This is a genomic window from Alterinioella sp. (assembly GCF_058343375.1).
Window position 1 is genome coordinate 1 of record NZ_JBTUJH010000047.1, and the last position, 11,714, is coordinate 11,714.

The window sequence follows — 11,714 nt, forward strand, 5'->3', positions numbered from 1 at the left end:
GCCGGCGCTGGCTGCTGAGTTCAACGCCATATTGGGGTTCATCGAGCAGTTGGGCGAGCTGGATGTGGAGGCGGTCGAACCGATGGTCTCGGTCACGCCGATGCGCCTGAAACGCCGCGCCGATGTGGTGACCGATGGCGATCAGCAGGCCAAGGTGCTGGCCAATGCGCCGGATGCGCGCGAAGGGTTCTTTGCGGTGCCGAAGGTGGTGGAATAATGTCTGATCTCAATGCTTTGACCATCTCGGATGCCCGCGACGCGCTGCGCAAGGGTGACACCAGTTCGGTAGAGCTGACGCAAGCCTGCCTGAGCGCCATCGACGGTGCCGATGCGCTTGGTGCCTTCGTTCACAAGACGCCCGAGATTGCGCTGGAGCGCGCAGCGGCCGCTGATGCCCGCCTCAAGGCAGGTGACGCGCCCGACATGTGCGGCATCCCGGTGGGGATCAAGGATCTGTTCTGCACCGAGGGCGTCGCCTCTCAGGCCGGATCGAAGATACTGGAAGGCTTCAAGCCGCAATACGAGTCGACCGTATCGGGCCAGTTGCGCGATGCCGGCGCGGTGATGTTGGGCAAGCTCAACATGGATGAATTTGCCATGGGGAGTTCCAATGAAACCTCGGTCTATGGCAATGCCGTCAATCCCTGGCGGGCGGGAAATTCCGATGCCGCGCTGACGCCGGGTGGCTCATCGGGGGGCTCTGCCTCGGCCGTGGCCGCCGATCTCTGCCTTGCCGCCACCGGCACCGATACTGGCGGCTCGATCCGCCAGCCGGCCGCCTTCACCGGTATTGTCGGGCTGAAACCCACCTATGGGCGCTGTTCGCGCTGGGGCATCGTGGCCTTTGCCTCATCGCTCGATCAGGCCGGGCCAATGACCAAGACGGTGCGTGACGCTGCCATCATGGGGGCGGCGATGATGGGCCATGACGCGCTCGACAGCACCTCGGCCGATATCGCCGTGCCCGATTTCGAGGCCATGTTGAGCGGCGACATTCGCGGCAAGACCATTGGCATTCCGAAAGAATACCGGATGGAGGGGATGCCCGATGCGATCGCGGCGCTGTGGCAGCAGGGCGCGGAGATGCTGCGCGATGCGGGTGCCGAGCTGCGCGATATTTCCCTGCCGCACACCAAATACGCGCTGCCGGCCTATTACGTGCTGGCCCCGGCCGAGGCCTCATCGAACCTGGCGCGCTATGATGGGGTCCGGTTCGGATACCGGGCCGATATGGCGCAGGGCGATGGCATCACCGAGATGTATGAAAAAACCCGCGCCGAGGGCTTTGGCGCAGAGGTCAAACGCCGCGTGATGATCGGCACCTATGTGTTGAGCGCCGGTTTCTACGACGCCTATTACAATCGTGCGCGCAAGGTGCGCGCCCTGATCAAGCGCGACTTTGAAGACGTGTTCAATGCCGGCGTTGACTGTATCTTGACACCCGCCACGCCCTCGGCGGCGTTTGAGCTGGGCAAAGAGGTTGCCGACCCGGTCGAGATGTATCTCAACGATGTGTTCACGGTCACCGTCAACCTTGCGGGCCTGCCCGGCATCGCGGTGCCCGCGGGGCTGGACAAGGCGGGCCTGCCGCTTGGCCTGCAACTGATCGGACGGCCCTGGGAAGAAGGCGACCTGCTCAATACGGCCTTTGCGCTGGAACAGGCGGCGGGATTTGTGGCGAAACCGGCGAAATGGTGGTAAAAGCCCGAAAAAACACGTGGGCGAGGAAGAGCAATGGCTAAAATGGTGGCGATGGCGCTCGGGCTCCTGCTGGTCGGGGCTTGCACGACCACGCCCAATGATGCGGGCATTGGTTTTGGCGGCCTTGATGGCCGGGCTGCGGGCCGGGCTGCGCCGCAAGCCGCCATCGCCCCCGCCGCGCCGATCCTTCCGCCCGCCCAGACCTCTGGCGGCACCGATATTGCCGCCGTTGCCAGCGGAGCGATTGCAGCCTCGGAAACCGCACCCGCTGCGCTGCCGGGCATCGGCAATGCGGCGTTTTCGGATGAACAGGATTTCGCGGCGGTTTCGGCCCGCGAAACCATCGAAAGCGATGCCGAGCGCCGCCAGCGGATGATTGAACAACGTGTCGAGATCGCGCCGACCGCGCTGCCGACGCGCTCCGGGTCGAGCGGGCCGAATATTATCGAATATGCGGTATCGACGACCAACCCGGTGGGTCAGCAGGTCTATCGCCGGTCCCGGCTTCTGGCGGGGCGCAGTATGCGCAATTGCCAATCCTACCGGTCCGACAATCTGGCGCAGGAGGCGTTTTTGCGCCTCGGCGGGCCGGAACGTGACCGTCAGTCGCTGGATCCCGATGGTGATGGCTATGCCTGCGGCTGGGATCCGACCGTGTTCCGCAATGCCGCGCGGGCCGCTCAGGCGGCCCAAACCGAGTGAGCCTCTCGCCCAATTTCGGACCCCGCCGCAACGGGTTGCGACCCGAACTTGTGGTGCTGCATTACACTGCCATGGAGAGCTGCGATGCCGCCGAGCGGGCGCTTTGCGATCCGGGCCGTGAGGTTTCGGCGCATTACCTGATTTCCGAGGCGGGCGAGGTGCGGGCGCTGGTCGATGAAGATATGCGCGCCTGGCATGCCGGGGCCGGTGAATGGGCGGGTGCGGGCGATGTCAATTCACGTTCGATCGGGATCGAATTGTCAAATACCGGGCGTGTGCCATTTGCCGCGGCACAGATGGATGCGCTGGAGCGGCTGTTGCCGGGAATCCTCGGCCGCTGGTCGATCCCTCCCGAGGGGGTCATCGGGCATTCCGACATGGCCCCCGGGCGCAAGACCGATCCGGGGCGGCGGTTCGATTGGCGGCGTCTGGCGCGCGGGGGGCTGTCGGTCTGGCCCGATATTGCCGGTGATGGCCCCGCGCCCGGGCCCGATGCGCAAGGTTTTCGTGACGCGGCATTGGCTTTTGGATACCCGGATGTGGCCGATGATCTGCTTTTGAAAACAGTGCGTTTGCGGTTTCGCCCCGGCACGCGCGGCCCGCTTGATGCGACCGATATGGCGATCATTGCCGATCTTGCCGCGCGCTTTGGCGTTGACCGGGGCGGTGCCAGCACATAGGTGAAACGCGCGCGGAGGGCTGGATGGCCGCTTGGGCGTGTATTGGTGAGAAAGAGGCAACTCGACCTTCTCGTCGGAACCTGACGGCTTTGGCCGTCAGAACCCGACTGTCAGGTCCCGCGTGTTTTCGGTTTCACGAAAACACGCTCGAGAGGAAAGTCCGGACTCCCTGAAGCAGCGGTGCCGGGTAACGCCCGGGCGGAGCAATCCGACGGAAAGCGCCACAGAAATGAAACTACCCTGAGCAATCAGGGAAAAGGTGAAACGGTGGGGTAAGAGCCCACCGGGGGGCTGGTAACAGGCCCCGCAAGGCAAGCCCCACCGGGAGCAATGCCAAATAGGGATCTCGCGTGCGTGTCACAGGGCCGCTTCAGCCCGAGAGATCCGGGTTGGCAGCTAGAGCTGTCGGGCAACCGGCAGCGCAGAGGAATGGTCATCCATCCGGGCGGGGAAACCCGTTCGGGGGACAGAATCCGGCTTACAGGCCCTCCGCGCATATTTGTTTCGACGCCTGTCGGCGCCGACCCGGGGTGGCCTTTCTCAGCCCCCCTGACGGGAGCCTTCGTCAGGCCAGCTGCCGCGGACGCCCCTGAATGCGGATCGAGTGCATGACCCGTGCGAACCTCGTGCATAGGTCGCACCGGCGGTGCCTGGTTTTGACAGGGCTTCCTGCGATACCGGGCAGATGATGGATGCCCTGGGCCTGACCGAGACCAGGCCGGGGTCTCTGATCAACCGCAATATGGGCTGGTGGTGGCACCACCCGCGATGGCGGGGGCGCGCGCGGTGCGGATGCGGGTCCTTGCCCCGCTTTTGGGTTGACACCGGGGGCCGCAAGGGTAAAAAGCGCGCTCAACCACGCTATGCATGTGCGAGTCACCGAATGACATTCGCGCCCCGCTGATCAGGAGTTTTCAGATGGCGAAGCCGACCACAATCAAGATCCGCCTCAATTCCACGGCGGGCACCGGCCACTTCTACGTGACCAAGAAAAACGCGCGCACCATGACCGAAAAGATGGTCGTCAACAAATATGACCCGGTCATCCGCAAGCATGTGGAATATAAGGAAGGCAAGATCAAGTAAGCCGATCTGCCCTTCTCAAGTTTTCAAACCAGGCCGCGCTGATATTACAGCCGCGGCCGGTTTTTTTGGAGAGGATGGGCTTTTGGTTTCTTCCGTTCAGGCCGTGCCTTTGCCGGATGCGGCCTTGCTTGGCCCATATGCCCGGATTGAAGGCGGGTTTACCGATTGTTATGTGACGAAAGCGGCGGGTCCGGTTTCATTGGCCGACTATGTTGCTGCCTTCTACACCACGCCGCTTTTCAGGATGGAACGGCGGGTGCTGGCGCTGGCCGCACGCAGCCCCTCGACGGATGCTGACGCGGTCGCATTGGGGGCAGGGGGCACCGACCATTTCGCCGCCTGGACCGTCGAGGCGCGCAGCGATACCCAGCTTTTGATGTGTCCCGTCGGGTCGCGCACCCGGTCCTGGTTCATGGTGCAGCCCCAGGACGGCTCTGCGTTGCTGTATTTCGGGTCAGCTGTGGTGCCGGTGGCCGGAAAGGACGGGCTTGGGTTCGGCTTCAGGGCGTTGCTGGGCCTGCACATGGTCTATTCCAAGGCGCTTTTGGCATCGGCACGGCGCAGGCTGGGCGCATGAAAAAAGGGCCGGTCGTTATTGACCGGCCCTTGCGCATTTCTGGATCGGGTCTCGTTATTCCCGCGAACCCATGAACATCAGCAGGAACTGGAACAAGTTCAGGAAGGCGATATAGAGGCTGAGCGCGCCGTCGATGGCGGCCTTGTCCAGCCATTCCTGATCGTTATGGGCCGCGTGGGCCACATATTCCGATTTGATCCCTTGCGTATAGAATGCTGTGAGGGCCGCGAAAATTATCACACCGATGGCCGAAATGGCCATCATCATCACGCCCGATTGCAGGAACAGGTTCAGGATCATCGCGCCGATCAGGCCGATCACACCCATCATCAGGAACGTGCCCATGCCGCTGAGATCGCGTTTGGTGGTGTAGCCATAGAGGCTGAGCCCGGCAAAGGCGATGGAGGTCACAAGCAATGTCTGCACGATGGAATAGGGCGTGTAGATCAGAAAGATCGAGCTCATCGAGACGCCCATCACGGCGGCAAAGACGAAAAACCCGAGGCTGACTGCAGCCGCCGAGCCGCGCCGCATCAAGGCACCCCAACCAAAGATAATGAAGGCCAGCGGTGCAAACATCACCACCCACCGCAATGGGGTGGTATACAGAACTTCGCCCACACCGGTCAGATAGACACCGTCGCGCAGGGCAAATTCAACGCCCGATGGGTCATTTGTAATTGCCAGGCCCGCAATGGCCCATGCGGCGGCGGCAGTGATTGCCATACCACCGGACATGGTGCCATAGACCTTGTTCATATGGGACCGCAGCCCCTGGTCGATCTCAGACCGGCTGACGGCTGCGCCGCGGGTCCGGATCGTGTCAAACTCTGCCATGGATTCCTCCGATAAAAGGCACCTGATTCACGTGGCGGAACGCATTACGCCCCGCCTTGGCCTGAATATCGGCAAGGCGGGGCGTAATTTCAAGGATTACCGGCGCAAAACCCGAGTGTTTTCGCAGGTTTTTTGCATTCAGCGCAGCAAGGTGGCCGGCACGTTCCAGATCGGGCGCATCGATTCGGTGAATACGTCGCGACCCGACAGGCCCAGATCGCGGCGCGCATGGGCGTCCAGGCGGGCCAGCACGCGGCGTTGACGCCATGCGGCAAGACCGGCGCTCAGGAAGGTCAGAATGCCGGTGCGGCGAGCAGAGGTGACGGGGCGGGAGGCGAGTGCGTAAGCCATGGGGCTGACTTTCCTTTTCATGATGCAAAGTGACTGGGTTATTTCGATGCTTGATATATAGCGGCGCGCTCGACATAATGAAAACGAATGTTTATGAATATCTATATCAAGGAACGTGATGATGAGGAATCTCGACATGACAGCCTTGCGCGCCTTCGTCACCGTGTCCGACACGGGCGGTGTGACCAAGGCCAGCGGGTTTCTGAACCTCACGCAATCGGCGGTATCGATGCAGCTGAAACGGCTGGAGGAAAGCGTCGGGGTGTCCTTGCTGGACCGCAGGGCGCGCAAATTGGCGTTGACCAGCCAGGGCGAACAGATGCTGAGCTATGCGCGCCGCATGCTGGTGCTCAATGATGAGGTCCTGACCCGGCTGACATCGCGGGACTATGAGGGGCAATTGGTGCTCGGCGTGCCCAGTGATATCGTCTACCCCGCGATTCCGCAGGTTCTGCACCGGTTCAACGCGGCCTTTCCGCGAATGAAGGTGCAATTGGTCAGCTCGTTCACATCCCGCCTGCGCCGGATGCTGGAACGCGGCGAGGTCCATCTGGCGCTGGCCACCGAACCACATCTGGACAGCAGCGGCGAGACCCTGTTGGAGCGCCCGCTGATCTGGGTCGGCGCGGTGGACGGGCAGCAATGGCACCATCGCCCGCTGCGTCTGGCCTTTGAGGAAATGTGCATCTTTCGCCATGCCGTGCAGCGGGCGCTGGATCTTGCCGGGATCCCCTGGGAAATGGCGGTGGAAAGCGACAATACCCGGACCATCGAAGCCTCGATCAGCGCCGATCTGGCGGTCAGCGCCTGTATCGACGGGGCCGAGCCGCGTTATGTTTCGCGCATCCGACATGCAGGAGCCCTGCCTGATCTGCCACAGGTCAAGATCAACATGTATGGCGGCGATCTGGCCAAGAGCGAGCCGGAACAGGCGCTGGCTGATTTCGTGCGTCAGGCATTCGAGGCGATGTAGGGCGCGCTCCGGTGGAAAATTCTTCTTGAAGAATTTTCGGCGTGGAAGGATTTTTCAGGGAAAATCCTTCTGCCCCGCGTCACCGGAACGTCCGGTTCAGATCATCACCACAACCTTGCCGGTCGATTTGCGCGATTTCAGAAGCGCCATCGCGTCGCCGGCCTGTTCCAGCGGATAGGTCGCCCCGATATGGGGATGCAGCTGGCCTGCCTCGTAGAGCGCGAAAAGCTGCGCCAGGCTGTCGGTCAGGATCTGCGGTGCAAACGCCATGTAGCCACCCCAGTAGAGCCCGATCACGCTGAGGTTTTTCACCAGCAGGATATTGGCCGGGATCTGGGGCACTTCGCCGCTGGCAAAGCCGATCGGGATCAGCCGGCCGCCCGGATTGGTCGCCCGCATCGCCGCCTTGAACTGATCGCCGCCAACGGCATCATAGACCACATCGGCCCCGCCCAATGCCTTGACCTCTGCGCGGATATCCTGGGTCTCGCTGTCGATCAGATGCGTGGCCCCGGCGGCCCTGGCCACGTTCAGCTTGTCGCGCCCGCGCGCGCAGGCAATCACCTCGGCCCCGATCTGCGCCCCGATCTCGACCGCAGTCAGGCCGACACCACCCGCCGCCCCCAGAACCAGCAGCCGCTCACCCGGTTGCAGCCGGGCCCGATGCGTCAGCGCCAGATGCGACGTGCCATAGGCCACCAGAAACCCTGCCGCCTGATCAAACGGCATGGCATCGGGGATCGCGGTCATGCGGGCCACGGGAAAAACGCCCTGATCCGCCAGACCGCCCTGACCGGAAAACACGGCCACGCGGGTGCCGGGGGCGGGGCCATCGGTATCGGGGCCAAGCGCCTCGACCACGCCTGCAATCTCCATCCCCATGGTGAAGGGCAGGGCGGGCGTGTCCTGATACTGGCCTTTCAGCATCAGAAGATCGGCAAAATTCAATCCGCAGGCGGCAATGCGCACCAATGCTTCGCCCGGGCCAGGGCGAGGCGTGGGGATTTCGGCCAGGCTCGGAGCTGTGTCAAAACTGGTCAGGCGGAGGGCGCGCATGTCTTCCCTTTCAAAGGAGGTGTCTGCGGGCAGGCTAGCGCTACATATCGGATATGCAACCGGAAGCGGCGGATTTGATATGCCGCGCCATGCCACCTATGGTTGCAGGAAATTCCGGTCCCGCAGCGGAGAAAGAGAATGAAACATCCCGTCGATTTGCATGTAGGCAAACGGATCAGACATCGCCGCTGGTTGGTGCCGATGACACAGAGCCAACTGGCCGAACAGGTTGGCATCAAGTTCCAGCAGATCCAGAAATACGAGACCGGCACAAACCGCGTCAGCGCCTCGCGCCTGTGGGAGATCGCGCGCGCAATGGAGGTGCCGGTCAGCTATTTCTTTGACGGTCTGCAAGGCGGTGTTGACGGGGCCGGTTCACTTCCCGGTGATGTTCTGGCTGACCGTGAGGCGCTGGAACTTGTCCGCTCCTATTATGCCATCCCCGAAAACCAGCGCCGCCAGCTTTTTGAACTGGCACGCGTGCTGTCGGGCAGCACCGCTTGACCTTGGGCCAGGCGCAGGCCAAGGATGCCCGCATGCTGACCCGCGCCGATATTTCTGCCGCCATGGCCGATGACCTGATGGCCACGGCGCATGTCATGGCCGATGCCGCGCGGCAGGTCATTCTGCCCTATTTCCGCAGCGCGGGGCTGGCGACCGAGAACAAGCTGGCGACCGGGTTCGATCCGGTGACCGAGGCCGATCGCGCGGCCGAGGCCACCCTGCGCGAGATCCTGCGCAGCCGCCGCCCCGAGGATGGCATTCTGGGCGAGGAATTTGGCGCGAAGCCCGGCACCAGCGGGCTGACCTGGGTGCTGGACCCGATCGATGGCACCCGCGGGTTTATCTCGGGCACGCCAACCTGGGGCGTGCTGATCGCGGTGGCTGACCGGGACGGGCCGTTCTACGGCATTATCGACCAGCCCTATATCGGTGAACGTTTTGAGGGTGGGCTCGGGCGGGCGCTGCTGGTCGGCCCACATGGGCACCGCAATCTGGCAGTGCGCGATGGTCTGACGCTGGCGCAGGCGACGCTTTTCACCACATTTCCCGAACTGGGCGATGGGACCGACCGGGACGGGTTCAACCGCGTCCGTGATCAGGTGCAGCTGACCCGCTACGGCACCGATTGCTATGCCTACGCGCTGTTGGCTGCCGGTCAGATTGATCTGGTGATCGAGGCCGGGTTGAACGCCTATGACATTGCCGCCCCGATTGCGGTGATCGAGGCGGCGGGCGGTATCGTGACCGATTGGCGCGGGGATCCGGTCCATGATGGCGGGCGGGTCGTGGCGGCGGGTTGTCCGCAATTACATGCCGAATGCCTGAAAATCCTATCCGAATATTAAGATATGCGTGCCGATACGAACCGGCTAGCCTCGGAGCAGCCCGGCAAGCCCTTTCGCCCGCGTTCTGTTGCCCGGCCTTCCCACATTGGCATCCAAGCGGGCCAGATGAAGTGTGAGATGTAAATGGCTGATATCATAATTAAATCCATTGACTGTTTACTGACGATGGATGATGGCGCGCGGGAGCTTTCGGGCGTCGATATCCGGGTATCGGGCGGTGTTGTGGCAGAGATCGGCACCGGCCTGAGCGGCCCGCATCAGATTAACGCAGGCGGCTGCCTGGTGACGCCCGGCCTGGTGAACACGCATCACCACCTCTATCAAAGCCTGACCCGTGCCGTGCCGCAGGCTCAGGACGCGCTGCTATTTGGCTGGCTGCAAACGCTCTACCCGATCTGGGCGCGGTTCGGTCCAGAGGAAATTCATATCTCCGCCCTCACCGGGCTGGCCGAACTGGCGCTGTCGGGCTGTTCGCTGAGCTCTGATCACCTGTATCTCTACCCGAACGGTGCGCGGCTCGATGACACCATCGCAGCGGCGGCCGAGATCGGGATGCGGTTCCAGCCCACCCGCGGGGCGATGTCGATCGGCGAAAGCGATGGTGGCTTGCCGCCCGATGCGCTGGTCGAGCCGGAGGAGGCGATTTTGCGCGATTGCATCCGCGTGATCGACAGCTTCCACGACCCCTCTGATGGCTCCATGTGCCGCGTCGGTATCGCGCCCTGTTCGCCCTTTTCGGTCAGCCGCGATCTGATGCGCGAGGCCGCAGATCTGGCCCGCGACAAGGGCGTGATGCTGCACACCCACCTGGCCGAAAACGATGAGGATATCGCCTACAGCCTTGAAAAATTTGGCTGCCGGCCCGGCCAATATGCCGAAGACCTGGGCTGGACCGGCGATGATGTCTGGCATGCCCATTGCGTTAAGTTGGACGCGCAAGAGATTGATCTTTTTGCGAAAACGCGCACTGGTGTGGCGCATTGCCCCTGCTCCAATTGCCGCCTCGGGTCTGGCATTGCGCCGGTGCGTGCGATGCGCGATGCGGGCGTCAGGGTCGGGCTTGGCGTCGATGGATCAGCCTCCAATGATACCGGCAATCTGGTGGCCGAGGCGCGCCAGGCACTGCTTTTGCAACGGGTGGCATCCGGGGCCGATGCCATGAGCGCGCGTGAGGCGCTCTGGATTGCAACCCGGGGCGGGGCCGAGGTTCTGGGCCGCCCCGATTGTGGCCAGATCGCGGTTGGAAAACGCGCCGATATTGCAATCTGGGACATGTCGGGCGCGGCGGCGGCGGGCAATTGGGATATAGCGGCGCTTCTGCTGGCCGGCCCGATGGCGGTGCGCGACCTGCTGGTCGAGGGGCGTCAGATCGTGGCGGATGGTCACGTGACCAGCATCGACCTGCCGCAAACCCTGGCGCGTCAACGCGCCCTTGCGCAGGCGCTGATGGCCTGAGACCTTGCCGCCATGATCCGTTGGTTGACGCTCTTTTTTCTGCTCGCCCCGCAGCTCCTGTTGGCACAGGCGGATTCCGGCCAGATCCCGGCGCGTGGCTGAACGCATTGCGCGCGCAGGGGCTCAATGCCTGTTTCGTCGCGGAAAACATCGCCATGGGTCAGGCCAGCAATACCGAAACCTTCACCGATTGGGCCAATTCACCCGGTCACCGCCGCAACATGGCGCATCGCCGTGCCACCCAATTCGGCTATGCGCGCGCTGGCCCAATCCGCGTGCTCGTTCTGGCCGCCCCTTGCTGATTCCCCAATTCATCTTGGCCAAAATACCTCCGCCCTCTGCCCGGTAGGGGGTGCATTGCACCACCGAAAGGGGAGGCATCCGAACTTGCCGGTAGCGCCGCGGTCGCCAATATGGCTCAGAGCATTCGCCCGGCCACATAGACCTGCGCAATCGCCCGGTCATCGCCCATCATGATGGTCGGAAAAAGTGCCTGCCAAATGGTCTCGGCCCGGTCGGCGCGCTGCGAAATCGCAGGCGTCGAGGCCAGGTCCAGCACCACCAGATCGGCCTCTTGTCCCGGTGCCAGCCGCCCGACCCTGTCGGCGATCCGCAAGGCGCGGGCCGAGCCCTCGGTGGCCAGCCAGATCAGCTCTGCCGGGTGCAGGGCGCGACCGCGCAACTGGGCCACCTCATAGGCCGATGCCATGGTGCGCAGCATTGAAAAGCTGGATCCACCGCCAGTATCAGTGGCCAGCCCGACACGAATGTTTCCGCCTGCCAGCCCGATGTCAAACAGTCCCGACCCGATGAATGTATTCGATGTCGGGCAATGGATCAGCGCGGCCCCGACCTCGCGCAGCCGGTCGCGTTCGCGCGGCTCCAGGTGGATGGCGTGGCCATAAACGCCGCCCGGCCCGAGCAACCCATACGCCTCATATGTGTCC

General features: G+C 63.1%; 15 protein-coding genes and 1 other RNA gene. 12 read left to right on the plus strand and 4 right to left on the minus strand.

Annotated features, from left to right (window positions below; all coding sequences use genetic code 11):
- The 7 genes from gatC to ACW8PS_RS07760 form a co-directional block, all read left to right on the plus strand.
- Positions 1-217, plus strand: a 217-nt coding sequence (gene gatC / locus ACW8PS_RS07730; protein WP_491526773.1) for an Asp-tRNA(Asn)/Glu-tRNA(Gln) amidotransferase subunit GatC, incomplete at its 5' end; no start/stop codon positions are given.
- Positions 217-1,701 (plus strand): Asp-tRNA(Asn)/Glu-tRNA(Gln) amidotransferase subunit GatA, encoded by a 1,485-nt coding sequence (gatA, locus tag ACW8PS_RS07735; protein ID WP_491526774.1) that lies wholly within the window; start codon positions 217-219, stop codon positions 1,699-1,701. The genes gatC and gatA, both read left to right, overlap by 1 nt.
- Before the next feature lie 33 nt (positions 1,702-1,734).
- Entirely contained in the window at positions 1,735-2,403 is a 669-nt protein-coding gene (locus tag ACW8PS_RS07740; protein ID WP_491526775.1) for a hypothetical protein, read from the plus strand.
- Positions 2,400-3,083 (plus strand): N-acetylmuramoyl-L-alanine amidase, encoded by a 684-nt coding sequence (locus ACW8PS_RS07745; protein ID WP_491526776.1) that lies wholly within the window; start codon positions 2,400-2,402, stop codon positions 3,081-3,083. The genes ACW8PS_RS07740 and ACW8PS_RS07745 overlap by 4 nt, the downstream gene beginning before the upstream one ends.
- 102 nt (positions 3,084-3,185) lie before the next feature.
- Positions 3,186-3,580, plus strand: an RNA gene (gene rnpB, locus ACW8PS_RS07750) — RNase P RNA component class A.
- A 421-nt stretch (positions 3,581-4,001) separates the two neighbouring features.
- The gene (gene rpmG / locus ACW8PS_RS07755) at positions 4,002-4,169 is read left to right on the plus strand and encodes a 50S ribosomal protein L33 (RefSeq protein WP_048597310.1); all 168 of its coding nucleotides are present in this window, start codon (positions 4,002-4,004) and stop codon (positions 4,167-4,169) included.
- Between the two features lie 82 nt (positions 4,170-4,251).
- The gene (locus ACW8PS_RS07760; protein WP_491526778.1) at positions 4,252-4,746 is read left to right on the plus strand and encodes a hypothetical protein; all 495 of its coding nucleotides are present in this window, start codon (positions 4,252-4,254) and stop codon (positions 4,744-4,746) included.
- 54 nt (positions 4,747-4,800) lie between these two features.
- On the opposite strand, the gene ACW8PS_RS07765 is transcribed toward ACW8PS_RS07760, so the two are convergent.
- A complete protein-coding gene (locus tag ACW8PS_RS07765) occupies positions 4,801-5,583 on the minus strand; it encodes a Bax inhibitor-1/YccA family protein (protein WP_491526779.1) in 783 nt (260 codons plus the stop codon).
- A gap of 138 nt (positions 5,584-5,721) precedes the next feature.
- Complete coding sequence (locus tag ACW8PS_RS07770) at positions 5,722-5,934, minus strand: YjiS-like domain-containing protein (RefSeq protein WP_491526780.1); 213 nt, start codon at positions 5,932-5,934, stop codon at positions 5,722-5,724.
- Positions 5,935-6,052: 118 nt separating this feature from the next.
- On the opposite strand from ACW8PS_RS07770, the gene ACW8PS_RS07775 reads away from it, so the two are divergent.
- The gene (locus tag ACW8PS_RS07775) at positions 6,053-6,907 is read left to right on the plus strand and encodes a LysR family transcriptional regulator (RefSeq protein WP_491526781.1); all 855 of its coding nucleotides are present in this window, start codon (positions 6,053-6,055) and stop codon (positions 6,905-6,907) included.
- A 96-nt stretch (positions 6,908-7,003) separates the two neighbouring features.
- On the opposite strand, the gene ACW8PS_RS07780 is transcribed toward ACW8PS_RS07775, so the two are convergent.
- Positions 7,004-7,963 (minus strand): NADPH:quinone oxidoreductase family protein, encoded by a 960-nt coding sequence (locus tag ACW8PS_RS07780; RefSeq protein WP_491526782.1) that lies wholly within the window; start codon positions 7,961-7,963, stop codon positions 7,004-7,006.
- A gap of 138 nt (positions 7,964-8,101) precedes the next feature.
- Here ACW8PS_RS07780 and ACW8PS_RS07785 point away from each other — a divergent pair, with 138 nt between their 5' ends.
- The 4 genes from ACW8PS_RS07785 to ACW8PS_RS07800 all read left to right on the plus strand — a co-directional run bounded on the left by ACW8PS_RS07785 (position 8,102) and on the right by ACW8PS_RS07800 (position 11,069).
- Positions 8,102-8,467, plus strand: coding sequence for a helix-turn-helix domain-containing protein (locus ACW8PS_RS07785; protein WP_491526783.1), 366 nt, complete (start codon positions 8,102-8,104; stop codon positions 8,465-8,467).
- A 32-nt stretch (positions 8,468-8,499) separates the two neighbouring features.
- Positions 8,500-9,312: a histidinol-phosphatase gene (hisN, locus tag ACW8PS_RS07790; RefSeq protein WP_491526784.1), complete on the plus strand. Its 813-nt coding sequence runs from the start codon at positions 8,500-8,502 to the stop codon at positions 9,310-9,312.
- 123 nt (positions 9,313-9,435) lie between these two features.
- On the plus strand, positions 9,436-10,767 hold the full coding sequence (locus tag ACW8PS_RS07795) for an 8-oxoguanine deaminase (protein ID WP_491526786.1): 1,332 nt from the start codon (positions 9,436-9,438) through the stop codon (positions 10,765-10,767).
- A gap of 107 nt (positions 10,768-10,874) precedes the next feature.
- Positions 10,875-11,069, plus strand: a complete 195-nt coding sequence (locus ACW8PS_RS07800) for a CAP domain-containing protein (RefSeq protein WP_491526787.1) — start codon at positions 10,875-10,877, stop codon at positions 11,067-11,069.
- 116 nt (positions 11,070-11,185) lie between these two features.
- On the opposite strand, the gene ACW8PS_RS07805 is transcribed toward ACW8PS_RS07800, so the two are convergent.
- On the minus strand, positions 11,186-11,714 hold a 529-nt coding region (locus tag ACW8PS_RS07805; RefSeq protein ID WP_491526788.1), incomplete at its 5' end, for an amidohydrolase family protein.